The organism is Nocardia arseniciresistens, from assembly GCF_046764875.1.
In the GTDB taxonomy this organism is placed as follows: domain Bacteria; phylum Actinomycetota; class Actinomycetes; order Mycobacteriales; family Mycobacteriaceae; genus Nocardia; species Nocardia arseniciresistens.
Genome location: NZ_JBKORD010000013.1, coordinates 61,361 through 82,849 on the forward strand (window position 1 = coordinate 61,361; position 21,489 = coordinate 82,849).

Annotated in this window: 16 protein-coding genes and 1 pseudogene; 5 read left to right on the forward strand and 12 right to left on the reverse strand. The window is 65.6% G+C overall.

Going from position 1 to position 21,489, the window contains the following annotated elements; all coding sequences use genetic code 11:
* Positions 1-215 precede the first annotated feature (215 nt).
* Together ACLMAJ_RS23725 and casG are read right to left on the reverse strand one after the other, a co-directional pair.
* Positions 216-1,967 (reverse strand): N-acyl-D-amino-acid deacylase family protein, encoded by a 1,752-nt coding sequence (locus ACLMAJ_RS23725; protein WP_412016013.1) that lies wholly within the window; start codon positions 1,965-1,967, stop codon positions 216-218.
* An 8-nt stretch (positions 1,968-1,975) separates the two neighbouring features.
* Positions 1,976-3,631: a steroid-24-oyl-CoA synthetase gene (gene casG, locus ACLMAJ_RS23730; protein ID WP_412016014.1), complete on the reverse strand. Its 1,656-nt coding sequence runs from the start codon at positions 3,629-3,631 to the stop codon at positions 1,976-1,978.
* 110 nt (positions 3,632-3,741) lie between these two features.
* Between casG and ACLMAJ_RS23735 the strand changes: the two genes are divergently transcribed.
* Entirely contained in the window at positions 3,742-4,893 is a 1,152-nt protein-coding gene (locus ACLMAJ_RS23735) for an RNA-guided endonuclease InsQ/TnpB family protein (protein ID WP_412016196.1), read from the forward strand.
* A 34-nt stretch (positions 4,894-4,927) separates the two neighbouring features.
* On the opposite strand, the gene ACLMAJ_RS23740 is transcribed toward ACLMAJ_RS23735, so the two are convergent.
* Entirely contained in the window at positions 4,928-6,079 is a 1,152-nt protein-coding gene (locus ACLMAJ_RS23740; RefSeq protein ID WP_412016015.1) for a serine hydrolase domain-containing protein, read from the reverse strand.
* 11 nt (positions 6,080-6,090) lie between these two features.
* Positions 6,091-7,458, reverse strand: coding sequence for a flavin-containing monooxygenase (locus ACLMAJ_RS23745; protein ID WP_412016016.1), 1,368 nt, complete (start codon positions 7,456-7,458; stop codon positions 6,091-6,093).
* A gap of 245 nt (positions 7,459-7,703) precedes the next feature.
* On the opposite strand from ACLMAJ_RS23745, the gene ACLMAJ_RS23750 reads away from it, so the two are divergent.
* Both ACLMAJ_RS23750 and ACLMAJ_RS23755 read left to right on the forward strand, forming a co-directional pair.
* Positions 7,704-8,330, forward strand: a complete 627-nt coding sequence (locus ACLMAJ_RS23750) for a TetR/AcrR family transcriptional regulator (RefSeq protein ID WP_412016017.1) — start codon at positions 7,704-7,706, stop codon at positions 8,328-8,330.
* Positions 8,331-8,725: 395 nt separating this feature from the next.
* On the forward strand, positions 8,726-9,526 hold the full coding sequence (locus ACLMAJ_RS23755) for a DUF6319 family protein (protein ID WP_412016018.1): 801 nt from the start codon (positions 8,726-8,728) through the stop codon (positions 9,524-9,526).
* Here the strand turns inward: ACLMAJ_RS23755 and ACLMAJ_RS23760 are convergent, their stop codons facing one another.
* The 3 genes from ACLMAJ_RS23760 to ACLMAJ_RS23770 are packed head-to-tail and all read right to left on the reverse strand — an operon-like array spanning position 9,527 to position 12,218.
* Positions 9,527-11,059, reverse strand: a complete 1,533-nt coding sequence (locus tag ACLMAJ_RS23760) for a diguanylate cyclase domain-containing protein (RefSeq protein WP_412016019.1) — start codon at positions 11,057-11,059, stop codon at positions 9,527-9,529. It abuts the gene before it with no gap.
* The gene (locus tag ACLMAJ_RS23765; protein ID WP_412016020.1) at positions 11,059-11,631 is read right to left on the reverse strand and encodes a polysaccharide deacetylase family protein; all 573 of its coding nucleotides are present in this window, start codon (positions 11,629-11,631) and stop codon (positions 11,059-11,061) included. The genes ACLMAJ_RS23760 and ACLMAJ_RS23765 overlap by 1 nt, the downstream gene beginning before the upstream one ends.
* The gene (locus tag ACLMAJ_RS23770; protein WP_412016021.1) at positions 11,628-12,218 is read right to left on the reverse strand and encodes a pyruvoyl-dependent arginine decarboxylase; all 591 of its coding nucleotides are present in this window, start codon (positions 12,216-12,218) and stop codon (positions 11,628-11,630) included. Before ACLMAJ_RS23770 ends, ACLMAJ_RS23765 begins: the two co-directional genes overlap by 4 nt.
* Positions 12,219-12,815: 597 nt before the next feature.
* Here ACLMAJ_RS23770 and ACLMAJ_RS23775 point away from each other — a divergent pair.
* Positions 12,816-14,630, forward strand: coding sequence for a sodium:solute symporter family protein (locus tag ACLMAJ_RS23775; protein ID WP_412016022.1), 1,815 nt, complete (start codon positions 12,816-12,818; stop codon positions 14,628-14,630).
* Between the two features lie 12 nt (positions 14,631-14,642).
* Positions 14,643-14,894 carry a hypothetical protein gene (locus ACLMAJ_RS23780; RefSeq protein WP_412016023.1) on the forward strand — a complete coding sequence of 84 codons (252 nt, stop codon included), beginning with the start codon at positions 14,643-14,645 and terminating at the stop codon, positions 14,892-14,894.
* A gap of 189 nt (positions 14,895-15,083) precedes the next feature.
* Here the strand turns inward: ACLMAJ_RS23780 and ACLMAJ_RS23785 are convergent.
* The 5 genes and pseudogenes from ACLMAJ_RS23785 to ACLMAJ_RS23805 form a co-directional block, all read right to left on the reverse strand.
* Positions 15,084-15,509 (reverse strand): annotated as a pseudogene (locus ACLMAJ_RS23785) (hypothetical protein); the annotation flags it as partial.
* Between the two features lie 41 nt (positions 15,510-15,550).
* Entirely contained in the window at positions 15,551-17,017 is a 1,467-nt protein-coding gene (locus tag ACLMAJ_RS23790; protein WP_412016024.1) for a PepSY-associated TM helix domain-containing protein, read from the reverse strand.
* A gap of 365 nt (positions 17,018-17,382) precedes the next feature.
* The gene (locus ACLMAJ_RS23795; protein WP_412016025.1) at positions 17,383-17,946 is read right to left on the reverse strand and encodes a hypothetical protein; all 564 of its coding nucleotides are present in this window, start codon (positions 17,944-17,946) and stop codon (positions 17,383-17,385) included.
* A gap of 60 nt (positions 17,947-18,006) precedes the next feature.
* Entirely contained in the window at positions 18,007-19,665 is a 1,659-nt protein-coding gene (locus ACLMAJ_RS23800) for an acyl-CoA synthetase (RefSeq protein ID WP_412016026.1), read from the reverse strand.
* A 139-nt stretch (positions 19,666-19,804) separates the two neighbouring features.
* Positions 19,805-21,430, reverse strand: a complete 1,626-nt coding sequence (locus ACLMAJ_RS23805; RefSeq protein ID WP_412016027.1) for an acyl-CoA synthetase — start codon at positions 21,428-21,430, stop codon at positions 19,805-19,807.
* Positions 21,431-21,489: the final 59 nt, after the last annotated feature.

Genomic DNA, 21,489 nt, shown 5'->3' on the forward strand with positions numbered 1-21,489 from the left:
TTGCTTGCCCCAGATGGTGCGGATCGGGGGAAAGCCAGCGGAGCCAGTGGGAGTCTGCATCGGCCCATGCCAGACCGCCTTGACGTCCGGCGCGGACGGTATTCCAGGTCAGCGGGTTGATCAAGACGAGGGCGCGTATTCCGGTCGGATTCGCCATCGCGTAGCGCAGCGAGGTTGCCGCGCCGAGGCAGTTGCCGCCCGCGCAAGGCGCGTGCTCAGCTCGTTGTCGTGCCCGCGCGCAAGAACCGCCCCGTCCTGCGGGTACCGAGCACGGGGGCGGACTCACCGTTGCCGAAGACATATTCGCCGCCGACCAGCACCGCGGTGACGGTGGCGTCGTTGCGGTTGACCATGCGCGAGAGGTTGTCGAACCGGGCGATCGGCGCCTCGGCGTAGGCGTCGGTGGATTCGTCGAGATATTCGGGATCGATCACGACCAGGTCGGCGCGGTCCCCGGTACGCAGGTGGCCCGCGTCGATGCCGTACCAGTCGGCGAGTTCGCCGGTGATGCGATGCACGGCGCGTTCCATCGAGAGGATCGGCTGGCCCGCGCGCTCGGCATCGTGCACTCGACGGAGGAAGCGCAGCCCGAAGTTGTAGAAGGCCATATTGCGCAGGTGTGCTCCGGCATCCGAGAAGCCCAGTTGCACACCGGGATCGGCGGCGAAGCTGTCCAAGACCGCCGGTCGGTGATTGGAGATGGTTGTGCGCCAGCGAACCTTGCTGCCGTGCTCGACGACGAGATCGAGGAAGGCGTCGACCGGATGCAGCCCGCCCCGGTCGACACCGACCTGGCCGAAGGTTTTACCGAGCACGGCTTGATCGGGGCATTCGACGATCTCGGCGTCGAAGAAGTCGCGATGCCAGACCCGAGGGCCGAACTTCTTGTCGTAGTCCTTGCGGAACCGTCGGCGGTAGCCTGCGTCACGCAGCAGTTCTCTACGATCCTCCAGCTGATCGGCCAGATGCAGCGCGGCTGCGCCCGAACCGAATTCCTCGAAGACCGGCAGATCGATACCATCGGAATAGACCTCGAACGGCACCGGCAGATGCTGCCATCGGAAGTCGCCGCCCAGCGCGTTGAGCACTCGGGCGATCAGCGGAAAGATATGTGCCACCGCCGGAATGGCCTTGATGTCGGCCGCGGAGAGCAGGCTCACCTTCAGCGGCTTGCGGAAAATCCCGACGCTGCTTGCCGCCATCGCCACCAGGCTTTGCGGCCGAGCGACATCGGGGCCACCCTGTAGCGCGCGACCGCGGCGCCGCAGAATCGCGTTGAGCCTGCGCCGTTCTCGGGTGGTCGCATAGGTCGATGGCAGGGTGCGCGATCGGCACACCTCGCCGTCGAGCTTGTCGAACAGCAGTTGCTGCGAGGACATCCCGACGAAGCCCGCGTCCAGCGCTTCGCTCAGCTTCGCGGCCATCGCATCGAGCTCGGCGTCGGTGGGCCGAATGTCCTTGTCGGTCGAGCGTTCCAGGCCCATCTGCGCGGCCCGGATATCCGAGTGTCCGATGAACGCGGCCAGGTTCGGGCCCAGCGGCAACGCCTCCAGCGCGTCGACGAACTCGTGTGCGGAGGTCCAGGTCTTGGTTTCGGTGACGGCCTCGATCACGTGCTTGCGCGGAATGGCTTCGACACGGCCGAACAGGTCACCGGCGTCGGAAGCGTCCACGTGCACCGTCGAGAGTGAGCACGAGCCGAGCAGCACGGTGGTGATGCCGTGGCGGACCGATTCCGTCAGTGCCGGGGCCTGCAACACTTCGACGTCGTAGTGCGTGTGGATGTCGATCATCCCGGGAATCACCCATTTGCCCGCGGCGTCTATGACTGTCGGACAATCGGTTTCGTCGAGCGGCTCGATCGAGACGACGGCGATACGACCGTCACGGATGCCGAGGTGTCGGAGCGCAGACGGCGAAGCGGCGCCGTCGAACCAGCGTCCGCTCTTGATAATGATGTCGTACATGGGGTTTCTCAGATCTCGAGACCGGCGCGCACGACCTTGCCGGTAGCGTTGCGTGGCAGTGCGGTGGTGGTGATCCGCCAGCGGGCGGGCACCTTGAAATAGGCGAGTCGTTGTTTCGTGAACTCGAGCAGCTCGTTTTCGTTGGTCGCCGTGTCCTCGTCGACGACGACCAACGCGGCGACCTGCTGACCGAGATCGGCGTCGGGCACGCCGATGACGGCACACTCGCGTACTGCGGGATGTTCCTCCAGGCATTGTTCGATCTCGGTGGGATAGACGTTCTCGCCGCCGCGCAGGATGAGATCGGAACGCCTGCCGGACAGGCGAAGTCGGCCATGCTCCAGCACGCCGATGTCGCCGGTGCGCAGCCAGCGGTCGGGGGTGATGGCGGCGGCTGTCGCGGCCTCGTCTTCCCAATACCCGAGCATCACATAGGGGCTGCGCACACAGATCTCCCCCTCGATACCCTCGGCGACGGCATTACCCTGCGCATCACGGATTTCGATGCTGACCCCGATGACGGGGCGGCCGACGGTATCCGGGAACGCGGCGAGCTCGGCGGGTGCGGCGAGCGTGGCGGCGGTACTGCATTCGGTGAGGCCGTAGCTGGTCACGAGTGCGGTCTTCGCTACCGGAAGTTGGTCGCGCAGTCGCTGTTGCAGCGCGGCCGAGGACGGTGCCGAATTGAGCGAGAACGACATCAGCGAGGACAGGTCGTAGTCGGACAGATCGGTGTCGAGCATCCGACTCGCCATGGTCGGCATCGCGCCCCAGTTGGTGATGCGCTCCCGTTCGACCAGTCGCAGCACCCGGTCCGGGTCGAACGAACCCTGGTGTATGACAGTGGTATCGCCGGTCACCATTCGCGGTATCACCAGATTGTGCAGGCTGGCGATGTGGAATAGCGGTGAAGTGAGCAGGAACCGCCTGCCCTTGGGGCTGCCGTCGTCGGTGCGGCCCTGGAAGGCGGCGGCGAGCGCGTCGTTGAATCGATGATACTCGATGACCGCCAACAGGTTTCGTTGTGTGTGCACCGCGCCCTTCGGGCGTCCGCTGGTGCCGCTGGTGTAGAGGATGACCGCGGGATCGTCCTCGGCGACCGGTGTGCGCGGCAGCTCGCCGTCATCGAATTCGGCGATCAGGGCGGGCAGGTCGTGCTCCATGGTCAGCACCGGGAGCTGGATATCCAGTTCGACCACCTGCGCCGCCCGCTTCGCGTCGACGATCAACACCGATGGGCGGGTGTGGTCGAGGCCGTAGGCGATTTCGCGGGGCACCCACCAGGCGTTATAACCAACAGCGATCGCGCCGAGACACTGCGCCGCCCAGAACGCGACAACCCATTCCACGGTGTTCGCCGCCAGAATGCCGATCCGGTCGCCCTTCCCGACGCCGTACCGGTCCCGCAAGGCGCGGGCAAGCGCGCCGACCGCGTCCGCGTGCTCGGTGTAGGACATCCTGCGGTCCTCGGTGATCAAGTAGTCGCGGTCGCCCAATGCGATAGACGCCTCGAGCACGTCGGCGAGCGAGCGACCGCGATGCTTCATCACCGGTATCGGTGCACCGAGCACCTCTTCGACCACCATCTCGAACTGCCCGCCCGGCCCGGTCAGCCGAGCGATTGCCGCTGCCGCCATGGCTTGCAGGTCCAAAGGCTGTGTCATTGGGTGTTTGGCGCGGTTGCTGCCCAGTTCACGGGCGAGAGGAAGCGCCATCCTCCTTCCAGAGGTCGGGTCAAGAGAATGTGTCGGTGGTGTCGGCTACATTGCCGGGCATGGAGGAGGTGGTGCGCTACAGCTACCGGCTGCGCCCTGGCGTGCAGGCAGAGCGTGCACTGGTCTCGGAGTGGCATCGGTGTCGGTTTTTGTGGAATGAGGCTGTGCATCAACAGAAGTCGGGTGGCCGTCTGAGCTTCTGTAAGCTCGGAAAGTTGCTCACCGAAGCGCGTGCTCGGACCGCGTGGTTGCGCGACGGCTCCCAGGTCGCCCAGCAACAAACCCTGCGCACCTACGCGCAAGCCCTCGATCATTCGTTCAAGGTAAAAGGGCGTGGCCGCCCGACGTTCAAACAACGCAAGAAGGCGTTGCCGTCGCTGGAATACACCGTGCGGGGGTTCACCCTCCGCGCGGGCAGGCTGCTCCTCCCGAAAGGGGTTTCCATCCCAGTCGTGTGGTCGCGGGAACTGCCGTCCGAACCGACATCTGTCCGTATCACCCAAGACTGCCTCGGGCATTGGTATGCCTCGTTCGTCGTCCGCCGTGAGGTGGAAACCGTCCCCACAGCGAAGGGGGGTGTCGGTATCGACTGGGGCGTGAGCGTCACAGCCACGACCACCGACACTCGGTTCGATCTGCCGTTTCTCGGGCATCGGAAACGGTGCGCCGCCGAACTCGCCAAAGCGCAACGCCGCATGGCGCGTCGGCACAGCGGCACGCGCGGTCCGCAGTCGGGCGGCTATAAGCGGGCCGCCCGGGAGGTTGCGAAGCTGCATAAGAAAGCGGCGAGGCAAACCCAACACGATTCGCGGGTGTGGGCGAAACGTGTTGTCGCCAATCATGACCTGATCGCGGTGGAGGATTTCCGGCCGAAGTTCCTGGCGAAGTCCACGATGGCCCGCAAAGCAGCAGACGCGGCGATTGGTGGGGCGAAACGTGCGTTGGTCGAGCGTGGTGTGCGGGCTGGCCGGAAGGTGGTGTTGGTTCAGCCCGCTTATACGTCGATGACGTGCAGTGACTGTTTTGCGAGAGCCAAGCGACTCGAACTGTGCGAGAGGACTTTCCGATGCTCGGCCTGTGGCTATACCGCGAGTAGGGATCGGAACGCGGCCGGAGTGGTTCTGGTTGTGGCAGAGCGCGGCCACGTCAGTGTTGAGGATGTGAGACAAGCGGGTCACCTCCTTCGGGTGGATGGTTCGGTTGCGGTCTGAGCTGTGAATCTCCTGCCTTCAGGCAGGAGAAGCGCTAAGCGCGATCACCCCGTACCACCACCGAGAACACCGAGCGTAGGTAGGCGTCGGCGCGGTCGGAGCCGATCAGTCCCGGCGCCATCTTGTTCATGGTGTAGGCGAAGGTGACTCGATGCTCCAGGTCGTTGACGACGATGGCGCCGCCGAGCCCGGCCCACCAGCAGACACGGCCGCCGGGGACCTCCGGTGCGGTCTGCGGCTGCGGAAGGCCGTAGCCCATACCGAAGCGAAGCGGCAGCAGCAGTGCCAGATCCGGACCGTCGGATTGCTGTTCGAAAATCAGGTCGATCGTCTTCTCGGACAACAACCTTCGGCCGTTCAGCGCACCGCCGCAGGAGACGAGCGACTGCACCTTGGCCACCGAATGCGCGTTGCCGTGGCCGTTCACGGCGCCGATCTCGGCCTGCCGCCAGGCCGTGCTATTGGCTTCGGCGATATCGAGGAGTGGGCTGGTGAGCGTCTTGACCAGAATGCTCTCCTGATCGAGCGAGGCCATATCGAATTCCAGCAGCGGCGGCGGCACCAACGGCGCGATGCGGTGATGATGCTCGGGGGCGGTGCCGATATGGAAGTCGGCCTCCAGCGGTCCCGCGAGTTCCTCGGCGAAGAACTGCCCGAGGGTGCGGCCGGTGACGCGGCGAATCACCTCGCCGATCAGGTGCCCGTAGTTCAGCGCGTGATAGCCCGACGCGGTGCCGGGCTCCCACCACGGCGGCTGGGCCGCGAGCCGGGCGCTTGCCGCCTCGGTGTCATAGATATCGGCCAGTTCGATCGGCCGCTGCCAGCCCGAGACGCCGGACGTGTGCCCGAGTAGCTGGCGAATCTCGATGTCGCCCTTGCCGTTCGCGGCGAACTCCGGCCAGTAGTGCGCGACCTGCCGGCGCACATCCAGTTCGCCGCGATCGACGAGCAGCAATGCGGAAAGCGCGGTCATGGTCTTGCTGATCGAGAAGACGTTGACCAGCGTGTCCTCGGTCCACGCTGTCGTGCGCTCGACATCGCGATGCCCACCCCAGATGTCTACGACCGGTTCGCCGTCGATCCGCACGCAGATCGAGGCACCCAGCTCTTCGCCCGAATCGATCTGGTTTTCCAGTTCCTTTCTGACACCGGCGAATTGATCGGTACAGAATCCTGACGTCGTCATGCTCTCGCCTCTCACGCATTCTCGAGTGCCCGCGCGGGCACCGGCAGCGCATTGCCCGTTGCGGCGGCTCGCTTCGCGCCCCTGGCCATTTCCTTGTTCATATCGCGCACGTACGGCTCGAATTCGATCTGGATGGTGTGGCGAGGTGAGTTGTAGTAGCGCCCGCTCCTTCGCTGCTCCGCGGCACGGATGGCCTCGTGCATCCTGGCCTCCGGCGGCGGCAGGTACTTGCCCGTCAGATAGGCCGCGACCAGCTTGCTCTGCTGCTCGGCGAAATTCACCAGGGTCGGCAGCGGCTGCGCCAGGCCCATGAAGAACAGGTTGTCCACGCCCGGCTTCATCATCTGCTTGAACAGCGGGATGCGGTTCTGCTCGTCGGGCACCAGGTTCGGATCCGAGAAGAACGGGAAACTGATGTGATACCCGGTGGCGCAGACGATGACGTCGACCTCCTCCGTGCTGCCATCGGCGAAGCGGACTCGCGGGCCCTCCAGCGCCGTGATGGCGGGCTTGAACGCGATGTCGCCGCATCCGGCACGGTGCAGAAACTCCTCACTGGCCGACGGATGCGCCTCGAACGGCTTGTGATCGGGCTTCGGTAACCCGTAGAACTCCATCTCGCCGCGGAACTTGCGGACGAAACGCTGCTTGAGCTTCATGCTGATCTTGCGTGGAATCCACGGCGGCACACTCTGTTTGTCGCCGACGGTGCCGTGCACGTACTTCGGGAGCACCCAGACTCCGCGCCGCGCGGAGACCGTCAGTTTCGCCGCGACGAAGCGTTGCGAGAGTTCCGAGGCGATATCGAGACCCGAGTTGCCCATGCCGACGACCACGACCTTCTTGCCGCGCATATCTACCGGGTCGAACGGATCGTTGTAGGCGTGGCTGTGGATGAGCACACCGTCGAATTCGCCGGGGTAGTCGGGCGTGCGTGGATCCCAGTGGTGGCCGTTGCAGACGATCAGCACGTCATAGTCACGGGTGCGGCCGTCGCTCGACGTCACCAGCCAGCGGCCGTCGGGCTGCCGTTCGGCGGCGGTGACCAAGGTGGCGAACAGGATCTTGTCCCGGAAGCCGAAATGGTCGACGTAGTCCTTGAAGTACTGCAACAGCTGCGAGTGGTGCGGGAAGTCCGGCCAATCGGCGGGCACCGGAAAGTCCTCGAAGGCCAAGCGCCACTTGGAGGTGTCGATGTGCAGGCTCTGGTAGCAGGCCGACATGCCGTTGGGGTTCTTGAAGTACCAGTTGCCGCCCACCTCGTCGGACGCCTCGAAGAGGTCGAACGGGATGTCGAAGTCCTGGAGGCGTTTGGCGGTGGTGATGCCCGAGGGCCCCGCGCCGATGACGCAGACCCTGGGAAGCGTGCGTGGAGTCAATTCAGTAGTCCTCATCCGAAGCTGCCGTCACGGCTCGCGGTGATGCCGGACCCGGCGGGCGAGTGTCCGCGACCGTGGGGTCCCGGAGTGACGTAGGCAACAACGTAACACTGGCTAGACTTGCTGTCTAGTGAATGACAGAATGTCTAGTGAATAGCTCGCACCACACCGGCCCGACGTACACTCACTCATTGGAAGTCGCACGTCAGCAATAGTTTCCGACCGACACGAGGTAGCCGCCCACCATGCCAACGAAGTCGAAACAGGCCGGCACCAGCCTGCGGGACGAACAGAAACTGCAGACCAGGGCCAAGCTGATCGAGGGTGCGAAGAACCTGTTCAGCGCCCAGGGCTACGCGGCCGTCCGTGTCGACGACATCGCAGCCGCGGTCGGTTGCAGCCGCGCCACCTTCTACTTGCATTTCACCAGCAAGCTCGAGGTGCTGCGCGCGGTCGCCGAACAGAGCACCGCACCAAGCGCGCTGCACTTCTACGAGGACCTGGACCGGGTACTCGACACCGGCTCGCGCGCGGAGTTCGGCGGCTGGATGACCCGTGCCATCGGCTGGTTCCAGGAGTACAAAGACCTGCTGCCCGCATGGGACGAGGCCACCGCACTCGAGCCGGAATTCCGCGAAATCGCTCGCAAGGGCATCATGGCCCTGCCCAACGCGATGACCTCCTACCTCGCGCGCTGGCCCGCAGATCGTCAGGACGAGGCACGGCTGCGAGTGGAACTGCTTGTCGCCCAACTCGAACGCTTCTTCACTCGCTGGGCCATGCAGGGCGTCATCGACGTCACCGCCGACCAGGCCGCCGACGTCCTCGCCGACATCTGGTTCCCCGCACTCCAGGCGCCGCCGGGACAGTAGGCGTACCTCCGCCTTCGCTCCGGCCGTGCGCTCCTGCGTACCTCCGCCTTCGCTCCGGCCGTGCGCTCCTGCGTACCTCCGCCTTCGCTCCGGCCGTGCGCTCCTGCGTACCTCCGCTTTCGCTCCGGCCGTGCGTTCGTGCGTACCTTCGCTTTCGCTCCGGTCGTGCGTTCGTGCGTACCTTCGCTTTCGCTCCGGCCGTGCGCTTCTGTGTACCTTCGCTTTCACTCCGGTCCGGGGGCGGAATTCGTCCGGCTTTGCTCAGTAGCTCAGAGTTCGCCGGGTTTGTGGCTCGGGCGTTTCCTGGAGGCGATTTGGTAGCAGCTTGTGAATCTGTCGGTGGCGTGCGGCATCATCTGTGCACGCAGCCATCCACGAATTCGCTCGGAGTCACCATGCCCTCGCCCAGAACCAAGCCACAGCCCTTGTCGGACACTGAAATTCAGCAGATCGCCACGGACATTGCCGACGGCCGACCGCCGATGGTGTGGTTCACCGCTGCCGCGGTGGGCGTGCCGGAGGGGCGATCCGGAAAGGTGATCGAACTAGATGATCCATCGGTAGAAGACTTCCTGCGGGTCAGGCCCGCCGGATCGAAGGATGTACTGTCCTTTGCTCCTACCGAAGTGACGCTGACCAAGCCGCCGAGGGCGGCGACAGCTTCTACAGCCCAGCCGAAGTCGACAACCAGGAAGGATTCCACCGTGACCCAGCCGTCGACCTTGACGAGCGTTGCGACACCGTCCACCCCGAGTCCCGGCTCCCTCGGAACCAGCGCGGCAACGCCGTCGGTTCCCAGGCCAGGCCCGGCCGTCTCGGGAACGAACGAGACCGAGAGCGCCGCCAAGCCCGCCGCGGCCAAGCAGCCCGCCGCGGGAGCGCCCGCCGCGAAGCCCGCTGCGAAGGCGCCCACCGCCGCACGCAAGGCGAAGGCGCCGGAGGTCACGGTGACGCTGACAGGGACCGCCGATGGCGAGTGGTCGGTCGACGTCATCAGCGGCAAGAAGCGGGCCGTACGCGGCCTGCCGGTGACCAGCTCCGCCGTGGCGCAGGCCGCCAAAGTGCTGCATCCGGAGGTAGCCGAGGTGGTGGCGGGAATTCTCGAGGCCGCGCGTGAAGTCCAGCAGGTCAAGGTCTCCCAGCTGGCCGCGGAGTTGGAGGAAGCAAAGCGCCTGCTCGAGGAACTGACCGACTGATCAGACGGCGGTGCTCGTCGACCGACTGCCGGGGCGCCAATTCCGGCGTCCCGCATCGGGGGCTCCGTGGCGCACCTCGTCGTGGAACGCGTATCCGAGCGAGTACTCCTTCGCGTGGTACATCGCCGAATCCGCGTCTCGGATGAGGTCATAGATGCTGGCGTCATAACTGCGCGGGCTGCCGCAGGCGATGCCGACGCTGGCGGTGATCGGTATGTCGCCCGCGCTCAACCCGAATGGGCGCACGAAGGCACCCAATAGTCGTTCGGCGAGCATGACCGCCTCTTGTCGGTCCAGCGGCGCGAGCACCACGAACTCGTCGCCGCCGTAGCGGGCCACCACGTCCTCGCGGCGGATGACGCGTCGAATTCGGGAGGCCGCGTTCGCGATCAGTTCGTCGCCGACGGCATGGCCGTAGCTGTCGTTGACCATCTTGAAACCGTCGAGGTCGATGAACAGCAGGCTCAACGGTTGCTCGAGCCAATGCTCGTGATTGCGATTGAGCGCGCGCAGCAGCGCGGCCCTGTTCAGCAGTCCGGTCAGCATGTCGTGGTCGGCCTGGTATTGCGCGCGCCGTTCGCTGCGGGCGCTGCGCACGATGGCGCGTTCGCTGCGAACCAGGACGCCGATCAGCAAGAGCGCGAACATCGAAGAGACGACCGCCCGGTCGAGGGTGTCGAGACTGGACCCGACCACCGGCACCAAGGACGCCATGATCAGCGCGACCGCGATCACGCTGGCGCGTTGACGGGAATGGTGGGGGTGGATGCGGCGCGGCGCGCCGAGGCAGGCCATGGTCGGATGCAGCGCGGCGACACCGACGGTGAGATAGGCGGCAAGTAGCGGTGCCAGTAGCACTTCCGACCCGATCGTCGCGGTGCCGACGGTCTCCAGGCTGTAGCCGAGGTCGCCGAGCAGCACCGCGAACAGGCCGAGATGCAGCAGTCGCAGCGAGGTCTCGGAGCGGCTCGAGGTGGCCACCGAATGCGCGACAAGCGTCAGCAGCAACGCGTCGAGTACCGGATAGGTCGCCGCGACAACGGTGTTCATCGTGCTGTCGTGCGACTGCAGAATCGGTGAGATGAGAAAGGTCCATGAGGCCAGCAGTGCGCCGAGCCCGATGAGCCCGGAGTCCAGCAGCAGGTCGTAGTTGTGCCGGACCTGGCGCGGGCGCAACCACAGGGCAGCGGCGACGCCGACCGCGAAGTAGCCGGAGAGGGTGAACAGGTCGTCGAGTGGGTGCACCGCATGGTTATCGATGCCGCGCAGCACAGTGCCGGTGGCGAACAACAGCGCGGACGACGCGATCAGATACCAGGGCAGCGGCCGCGCCGGACGATGCCGCCGCAGGCCGAGCCCGATCATCGTGAGCGCGCTCGCCACCACGGCCAGCATCGTCATCAGCGAGAGCAGTGGCGAATCGACCACGATATTCAGCCCGATCGCGGCCGCACTCGCGCCGAAAAATATTGCGTACCACAATAATCCGAAGCAGTGGTGCTGGCTTGTCGGCTGTTCTTCTTTCGATGTCATCAGCCCCCCTTGGTCGCTCCATCCCCGGTGAACCGAGCCGCATAGTAGGTCTGCGAATCCTCAACCGCGACTTCGACATTCGCTTCTTGCTCATCGAGCACTGCTCGAATGCTGTCGGCGAAGGAGAACCGAGTGTTGTTGTACGAACAGATGTCCCAACCCACTGCCGCGCGCTCGGCCACAAGCACCTGGACAACTGATCTGATCATGGCATGGAAGGCGGCCCCTTGGCGGGCACTCGAGGAAACGAGGGTGAATCCCGCGTAGTAGATCGCATTCCTCGCGGCGTGCTCCGGGTACCGTGCCGCGAAGTATTCGGGGCTGATCCACGGCACCGTCTCCAGGTGCCTGGTCAGGGTGGTCACACCGATGGGATCCCCGGTGGCGGTGCGCGCCACGTGCTTGAGCACTCGGGGATCGACCATCTCCTCGCGGAACTCATCGCGGTGCAGCACCTGCCGTGCGATGGCCTTGGTGCGCAGCGGGCCGAATGCTTGCTCGTAGAGCAGGTGGAACATATCGATCCGGTCATCCGGGATCGTGGTTTCGATGGTGACGCGCAGCTCGCTCATCGTCCGGCCCACGGGGCGGTGTGGTACGCGGCGAGCACCAGCGCGCAGGTGGGAGCGCCGTCGGATCGAGTCTCGCTGGTGCACAGCTGAATCGGGCCGAATCGCTCCGGCCGGTTCTGGGTCATATCGGCGAGACTGGATCGGATCAACCGCTCCACCTCCTCGGTGGTCTCCGCTTCGTGTTCGACGAAAAGGCCGGCGCCGGAATGGTCGTCGCGCAGCACCCAGCCGATGCCGGCGGCGGCGCGCTCGCCGCTGTCGGTCGCGTGTTGTGCCGCGTAGACGCAGTAGAGGCGATCGCCCCATGGGATCGGCTTACGGACGCGGGTGGTGCGCTCGAGGGTGGAGCGCGGTGGAATCACCGATGACAGCCGAATCAAGTTGGCATCACCCACTCCCAGATCACGCAGTGCCGCATCGAAGGCCGACATGGCAGTCGGGCCCACCCCGGTCGCTGCGCCGATCTCGATCGTCAGTGGCGCCCCGGGGAGTTGTCGGCCGTCGCGATCCGGCCTAACCAGGGGCGGGAGTAGTCGATCGATCCACTGCAGCCCGAGTGGGCAGCTGCGTGGGGTCGTAGGAATCATAATGCCTCCCGGAACTCCCGGCGTATTTTGCAGGCCAATTTTGCGTCAAAATCGACTCTGCGTCACGAACGCTGATCGCGCACACCCACCGCTCGAAAGCGCTGCTACTGCGGCGTGTCTCGCGCGGGCGCATCGCCGATCCCGGCCACGCCGCCGCCGGGCTCCCGGCACGTGGTCACCGAGGGATGCGCGCGTCTTCGCCGTTGCTGAGAAGTTGCGCAAGGGTGTCGATCGGCGCTCGACAGGCCCGATCCTCGGCGCGGGCATGCCGCGTCGCGCGACGATTTCGAGGTCTCTTCGAGCGCTGCCGCAGCGGGGCGGAAGAAGCGAGAGCGCACGGCGCGCGCATGGTCGGCGGTCGGTTCGGCGGCAGGTGATCGCCCCTGGTTGGTCGCGAGCGAACCGCGACCGACGCGGACGCGGTGCGAAGGCGGTTCGCCCGCGCGGGTTTCGCAGATCCATGCACCTTCGTCGTTGTGCGGGATGCGGGCGCGCACCGTATCGGCTGAGCGGCCGTCCAGGTTTTGTGCGCGATTGTGCTGCGGTGATGCGGCACAATCACCGACAGTTAGGTAGTAGCCACCACACACGCCACGCATGACTTCGCTCGACGCCCGGTTCATCGCCTGGAGGGACGACGCTGTGCCGCTTGCCGATTCACCCGTGTTCAACTCCGCGCTAGAGGTCGCGACACTGCGACCGAGCGCATCGACTGTGTATCTCGATGCGGCGTCGAGCCTGCAGCTCGACGCGGATCCCGTCGACTATGCACTGGTCGCGCTGTATTTCGTCTTCGTTATCGGCATCGGGCTGCTGGCAAAGAGGCGCGTCTCGTCCAGCATCGACTTTTTCCTGTCCGGGCGATCACTGCCTGCCTGGGTGACCGGCCTCGCCTTCATCTCCGCCAATCTCGGCGCCGTCGAGATCATGGGCATGTCGGCCAACGGCGCCGAATACGGCTTCCCGAGCTTCCATTATTTCTGGATCGGCGCGGTGCCCGCCATGCTGTTCCTCGGTGTGGTGATGATGCCGTTCTACTACGGCTCCAAGGTGCGCAGTGTTCCCGAGTTCATGCGCAGGCGATTCGGCACCGGCGCACACCTGGTGAACGCACTGAGCTTCGCGGTCGCGCAGGTGCTCATCGCCGGAGTGAACCTGTACTTGCTCGGCACCATCGTGAATGTGCTACTCGGCTGGCCGCTGTGGGTTTCGGTGATCGCCGCCGCGGTGATCGTGCTGTCCTACATCACCCTCGGCGGGCTGTCCGCGGCGATCTACAACGAGGTGCTGCAGTTCTTCGTCATCGTGGCCGCGTTGTTGCCGCTGACCCTGGTCGGCCTGCACAAGGTCGGTGGCTGGGATGGGCTGCGCGAGAAGGTGACCGCATCGCCGGGTGGCGCGGAGCAGCTGGAGTCGTGGCCGGGTAACGCGCTGAGCGGCTTCTCCAATGACTTCCTTTCCGTCGTCGGCATCGTGTTCGGGCTCGGCTTCGTGCTCTCGTTCGGCTACTGGACCACCAACTTCGTCGAGGTGCAGCGGGCGCTGGCGACGCACTCCATCTCTGCCGCGCGCCGCACCCCGATCATTGGTGCCTACCCGAAGATGTTCATTCCGCTGATCGTGGTGATTCCCGGCATGATCAGCGCGGTTCTGGTACCGCAGATGGCCGAGTACAAGGATCAGGTGACGGCGAACCCGGACTACACCGGCGATGTCACCTACAACCAGGCGCTGCTGTATCTGATGAAAGAGGTCCTGCCCAACGGGTTGCTCGGCGTCGGGCTCGCCGGTCTGCTCGCCGCGTTCATGGCGGGCATGGCCGCCAATATCTCCGCCTTCAACGCGGTATTCAGCTACGACCTCTGGCAGCAGTACGTGCGCCGCGATCGGCCGGATGGCTACTACCTGACCGTCGGTCGCCTCGCCACCGTCGGCGCGACTGTTGCCGCGATCTTCACCGCGTTCATCGCGGGAAATTTCAGCAACATGATGGACTATCTGCAAACGTTGTTCAGCTTCTTCAACGCTCCGCTGTTCGCGACATTCATTCTCGGCATGTTCTGGAAGCGAATGACGCCGACGGCGGGCTGGATGGGCCTGGTCTTCGGAACCGGCTCGGCCATTATGGTTTTCGTGCTGAACAAGGCCGACGTCTTCGAATTGTCCGGCCAGGGCTCGAGTTTCGTCGCCGCCGGTGCCGCCTTCGTCGTAGACATCCTCGTCAGCGTCGCGGTCACCATGGTGACGCAGCCCAAGCCCGCCGCCGAACTGGTCGGCCTCGTCTACTCCGAGACCCCGAAGGAAATGCGCACCGATCCAGAATCCGATTCCCTGCCCTGGTACCAGCGCCCCGTCCTACTCGCCGGCATCGCCCTCGTCCTGGTCATCGCCCTGAACATCTTCGTCGGATAAGGAGACCAGCCGATGCTTTTCGACATTCGCACCATCGTCGGCGCCCTGCTGGGCAGCTACGGCGTCATCCTGATCATCACCGGCCTCGCCTACAACACGGCCGCCGAGGAAGCCAAAACCGGCGGCATCAACGTCAACCTCTGGTCCGGAATCGGCATGGCCGCAGTAGCCCTCGCCTTCCTGGTCTGGGCACTACTGCGACCGGTCGTCCCTTCCGAACCGCCGCCGCCCGCCGCCGAAGACGCCCCGACCAACGAATCGTGATCGGTGCACGACCGACCCGCCCGATCGTGCGAGCAGGTCGATGGCAGGGCTGGTACCCGAGCCGAGTCCGGTGAGGTCGTGTCGCACAACTCGCCAGCAGGCCGGGCGCTGTGCGGTAAGCCCCGTCCGGCCGTGCGGCCGGACGGGGCTGTTGAAGCTGAATTCGGTTGTGCGGCGGTTACTTCCGGGCTATTTGGCGGCGGGCATCGGTGAGTTCGTTGTGGCGAAGTATTGGATTGCGGCGCCGATGGCTACCGGGGCGGTGACCAGGATCTGGCCTGCGACGGTTCCGACGGCGCCCACCGGGGCGATGCCCGCGAGGCAGCCGACGACGGCGGCGGGCAGGAACGGGCCGAAGAGGCCGACGATTTTGCCGAGCGCGACCGTCGCGCCGAGGACGCCGCCCAGGACGCAGCCGACGGTCGCTCCGCCGAGGCCGCCGACCAAAGTGCCGACAGTGGCGCCCATACCGATGGTGCCGGTCATGCGGCTCCATGCCGCCTGTTCACGGTCGTATTCGGTCTTCCACGGCGCCTTGTCCTCGAAGGGGAGGGCGACCGGCTTGTAGGTGGCATGCGTCATGTCCAGCTGCGGCGTGAGAGTTGCGGTGCGGCCAGCGGTAATGCCGGAGTCGTCGCCAGCCGATCAGTACGGAGTTATGACCTCGCGCGCACGCGTCCGACGAGCCCGACCACCAGATCGATGGCGAGGAAGGCGAGCAGGCTCAGCCCGACCAGCGGGACGAACCAGCCGACCACCAGCGCGGCGGCAACTAGCGGCACCGCCAGCCATGGCGAGGTCTTGCGCAGTACGCCCCGGCGTGGGGCGCGGCCCATGGCGATCGGCGATCCATTGCGGGTCGGTCGCCGGTTCCACCACATCAGGTAGCCGCGCACCAGCACGGTGATCAGGCCGATCATCACGACGAGCAGCAGCAACTGGTTGAGCAGGCCGAACAGCAGACCCATGTGGAACTGAATGCCCCAGTTGGTGAGCTTGGCCATCAGCGGCCAGTCAGCGTATGCCAACGTGTCGGTGACCGCGCCGGTGGCACCGTCGATGGCGATGGCGTCTACGGTGTAGACGCCGGGCTCCCGGCGTTCCTTCACCGCGAAGGCCTTTGTGGGCGCGGCAGGGACGCTGATCTCTACCGCTTCGGTCACGCCATTGGCGCGAGCCACTGTGTAGACCCGATCGACCTGGGCGATCCGACTGCCCGGATCGACAGCTGCGGGCGTTGCCTCATGGCCGCCACCATGGTGATCGCCGCCGGAACCCTGCGCGGTCGCTCCCGGCAGGGCGGTGGTCACAGCGGGCGTCGTCCAGCTCAGCTGCTGGCGCAAGTCGGTGATGTTTTCACCGGCATAGGTGGACCAGGTCATACCTGTCGCCGACAGCAGCAATATCACGGGCAGTATCCAGACACCAACGGCCCCATGCCAGTTCAGCTGCCTGCCGCGGCCGTCCTGCGAGCGGTCGGGTGCCAGCAGCCAACCCGCCGAATTACGGTTTCGACGACCGCGGACGCGACGTAACCACAGCACCAGACCGGCCAGCGCGATGATCCACAACCAGGAGGCCGCGAGCTCGCTGTAGATGCGGCCGGGCTCGCCGAGGTGAAGATCCCTGTGCAGTTGGTCGATCCAGGTGCGCAGCGCCAATGCGCCCGAGCTGCCGTAGACGACCGAGTCGCCGACGGGCTCGGCGGTGTACGGGTTCACGAACACCGCGCGCCGCTCGGACTCACCGAGCGATGGATCATTGAAGATCACCCTGGTGGTGTCCCGCGAACCGGCGCCGGGGGCGACGGCGACCAGCGCAAGCGTCGGCTGGGTCGCGACGGCCGCCGTGATCTGCTCCGACAGCGGCTTCGGTGTGCCACTCGAGTCGACCTGAAGCAGATCGCGGGAAACGATGGATTCGATGGTCGGGGAAATCGCGTAGAGCGCACCGGTGACCGCGGCGATCAGGATGAACGGGGCAATGAATATGCCCGCATAGAAATGCAGCCGCATAGCGAGCGAGTAAAGACCGTTGCGGCGAGCGGAGGTGGCTGGTGTGCTGGATTCCGGTGGTGGTGCCGCTGATTCGGTATCGGGAGGACTGGCGTCGGTGATGCTCATGTTCGATTCGTTTCTGGAGTTCTAGGGAACCCGGGTGCTCGTCGCTTCGTTGCCAGGAAAGCCGACAGTCCCGAACGTGCCCGTAGCGGGCACGCCAGCGGGTCGGGCCGCGGAGATGTTGTTGCGGCTCAACTGGAGTCGGCTGGTTTCCTCGTCAACGCCGATGTGTCGGATTCGCGTCGGCCGCCGGTAGGTATCGGCGGAGGAGGATCCTCCGGCGACTTGCCGCCGGGGGCAACGATTCGGCGTGCATGACGACCGAACGAAGCTGACCGACGGTTACGCGATCGGTCCTCGGCCGGACATTCGCCGAGGTAGCGACGACACACGAGCGATGAGGCTCGTGCACGGGGTGAAGGATTCAGTCAGAGACGAACCGCGAGCGGGGGACCGCGGGTGCGCAGCGCTTCGGCCGCGAAGACTCGAAGGATGACGCGGTCGCGATGGGTGTCGCGCAGCGGTGCCGGTCCGGCGACCGCGGGCGGGTGGTAGCGCATCGGCAATACGCGCGACAGCACGGCACAGCCGATCAGATAGGCGGTTTCGGCACCGCGGATCACCACGGCGGCCAGCACGGCCGCGATGGTGTGCGCGGTGAACATAGCGGGGGTGAGCTGCGCATCGCCGTGATGCATGTGCCCCGAGCTCCAGCCCATGGTGAGGTGGCCGAGAAGTTGACCTGCGATGAGCGCGGTGACCAAACCGGACGAGGTGTCACGCAGCGGAGCCAGACCGGCGACGAGCGCGCCGATCACCGCGGACGCGGCGGCCAGCAGCGCGAGAGTCGTTCCGCTCGGTGTCATTCCGCCGGACGCGCAGCCGTGTGCGGCAACCGAAACAGCTCCAGAGATCGATCCGGCCGCAGCGCCGCGCAGCCGCGCGACAGCACTGCGCTGCCCCGCGACTGCGCGGGCGGATCCGATACTCACCCGCTGATAATAACTGACAGGTAACGCCCAGGATCCCGAGATTATCGGAACGTCAGCCGCTCAGTCGCCGTCGACCACCATCTCGATGAGCGGCTTGCGCAGCAGCTTGCCGGTGGCATTGCGAGGCAGCTCGTCGAGGAAGATCACCTCGCGCGGGACCTTGTAGCGGGCGAGGTTCGACTTGACGAAATCCTTGATTTCCTTGGCGTCGCGCTTCGACTCGGGCCCGGGAACGACGAACGCGCGTAACCGCTTTCCGAACTCCCGATCGTCCACGCCGATGACGGCGGCTTCGAAGATGTCTTCGCGGCCCGCGATGAGGTTCTCCACCTCGAGCGGGAAGACGTTCTCGCCGCCGGAGACGATCATGTCGTCATCGCGACCGTCGATGTAGAGCAGTTCGTCGGCATCGAAGTGCCCGACGTCGCCGCTGGACATCATGCCGTTCACGACCTCCTTGGTGCGGCCATCGGTGTAGCCGGTGAAGGCGAAGCCGTTGTCGACGAAGATGGTGCCGGTGACGTTCGGTGCGGTGATCGGATCGCGGTTCTCATCGAGCAGCACGATCCGGATGCCGACCGGAGCCTTGCCCGCGGTCGTCGGGGCTTTGCGCAGGTCCTCGGGGGTCGCGACCGTCATGACAGCGCACTCGGTCGAGCCGTAGAGGTTGTAGAGGCTGTCACCGAAGTAGTCGAGCGCGCGGGTGACCACGTCGGGAGCGATCGCCGAGCCCGCCGCGAAGACCACCTTGATGGTGCTCGGGTCGTACTTCGCCAGCACCGCTTCGTCCAGGTCGAGGATGCGTTGCAGCATCGTGGGCACCACGACGAGCGAATCCGCTCGGTGCTTCACGATGTTCGCGAGCGTCTGCTCCGGGTCGAAGCGGCGCTGCTGGAAGATCACCCGATTGCCGAGGGCAAGGCCGATGGTGAACTGCGAAAGACCGGTGCCGTGGAAGATCGGCGCCGCCATGATCATGGTGCCGTCGTTGGGCAGCGGCACCCGGTCGATGAACTGAGCCGAAGCGAACGGGCTGACCCGGTCGCGGGGCGCGCCCTTCGGAGTTCCGGTGGTGCCGCTGGTCAGAATCACCAGGCCGCCGGGCTTCGCCGGTGCGGGTAGCGGATCGCCGGACTGACTCGCCGACAGTGACTCGACGGTCGGGATCGACGGATCGGCATTGTCCTTCTCATCGACCCAGGTGAGGATTCGCGGGATCTCCGAGGGGATAGCGCTCATCAGGTCGACGAACTCGCTGTCGTGCAGCACCGCCTTCACGTTCTCCCGGGTGGACACGTCGGCGAACTGCGGCTTCGCGAAGCCGGTGTTCATCAGCACGGCGCGGACACCGAGCTTGCCTGCGGCGAGCAGGCTGAGCACCATGCCGCGGTGGTCGCGGGCGAGCAAGCCGATCACATCGCCCGGCTGCAAGCCCTGCGCGGCGAGGCCGCGGGCCAGGGCGTTCGACTGCTCGTTGAGCTGCCCGAAGGTCAGTTCACCACGTTCGTCGACGATCGCGCCCGCGCTCGGCCTTGTTTGAGCCGCGTGCATGACGACCCCGGCGAACGGGCCGAACTTGAGCACGTTGAATGCTGATCGCGCCGCCTGATCGGGCCGGAGCGGATTGAACAGCCGCCGCTTGACCATGACATTCACGCCGAGGGCGAGATCACTCGCCTTACGGACGGTGCCATTCAACGCGGGCAGGGATAGAGACATCGACAACGCCTTCCGCAGTCCGCCCACCGAGACCGGGGGTGGTGTGGACCGCAACTTCGAGATCCAGTGCTGCCGCTAACAATAGCAAGCTACTGTGACTCGCTGTGTCACGTATCTCAGTCCGCGCGTCCCCAAGCGATCAGGCCTGCACCTCGTATTCGACGAGAACGCGGCGCAGCAGCTTGCCGGTGGGGTTGCGGGGCAGGTCGTCGAGGAAGACCACTTCGCGCGGCACCTTGTACCTGGCGAGGTTGTTCTTCACGTACGCCTTGATCTCCTCGCTGTCGGGGGTCTGACCCGGTTCGGGGACCACGAACGCGCGCAGGCGCTTGCCGAACTCGGCGTCGTCGACGCCGACGACCGCGGCATCGAAGACGTCGGGGCGCTCCAGCAGCAGGTTTTCGACCTCCTGCGGGAAGACGTTCTCGCCGCCGGAGACGATCATGTCGTCGTCACGGCCGTCGACCATCAGCAGGCCGTGCTCGTCGAAGTGGCCGACATCGCCGCTGGACATGTAGCCGTCGATGATCTGCTTGTGACGGCCATCGGTGTAGCCCTCGAACGGCGCGCCGCTGCGGATGAAGATGCGAGCGGTCGTGTTGCTGCCGCTGACCTGCTTGTCGTTGTCGTCGTAGAGCCGCACCTCGCAGGTGATCGGCGCGCGGCCGACAGTGCCGGGGGCCAGCGCCAGATCCTCCGGGTTGGCGACGGTGGCGACGGCGCATTCGGTCGAGCCGTACAGGTTGTACAGGACGGGCCCGAATACCTCGGTGGCCTTGGCGCACAGTTCCGGTGAGAGCGCCGAGCCTGCCAGCATGATGCACTTCAACGAGGACGTGTCGTATTTGGCGCGGATCTCCGGGGCCAGTTCGGTCATCCGATGCAGCATGGTCGGGACCGCCACCAGCATTTCCGCCTTGTGGTCGGCGATCATCCGCAGCGTCGCCTCGGCATCGAAGCGGCGGCGCACCACGACCTTGTTGGTCATCGCCGAGGCGACCAGGTAGGTGCCGAGACCGGTGCTGTGGAAGATGGGCGAGACGATGACCTGAGTTCCCCTGATCGGGAACGGGATCCGGTCCACCATCTGCGCGGTGGCCAGCGGGGTCACCTTGCTGCGTGGCGCGCCTTTCGGCAGGCCGGTGGTGCCGCTGGTGAGAATGACGAAGCCGCCGGGCTTGCTCGGCGCCGGCAGCGGTTCGGTCGAGTTGGCGGCGATCAGATCGTCGAGCGTTTGCGCGCCGTCGGGCAGCGTGGTGCCTTCATCGACCCAGGTGAGGTAGCGCGGCAGATCGGCGGGCAGCGCGTCGAGCAGGTCGAGGAATTCGCTGTCGTGCAGCACCGCCTTGACCTTCTCGCGCTCGCAGACCTCGGCGAACTGTGGCTTGGCGAAACCGGTGTTCATCAGCGCGACCCGGACGCCCAACTTGCCCGCGGCGGCCATGGCGAGGATCAGGCCGCGATGGTCGCGAGCGAGGACACCGATCACCGAACCCTCGGTGAGACCGGCGGGCCGCAGCCCGCGCGCGATCGCGGTCGACTGCTCGTCGAGTTCCCGGTAGTTCAGCTCGCCACGTTCATCCACCAGCCCGGGCGCATTCGGCGCGATACGCGCGGAGTGCCGGATCAAAGTCGCCTGCGGGCCGTAGACCTGGGATTCCTTCATCGTCCGCAACGCCTCGACAGGCTTGCGCGGATCGGTGACCCCGCGAGCCCGCAGGACTCCCATCGCCTTGACTGCTTCAAGCGCATGAGCCAACTTCATCGTCGAACACCTCCACCAAGTACTCGCGTCGGCACGCGACCTAGCGATATCGAACGGGC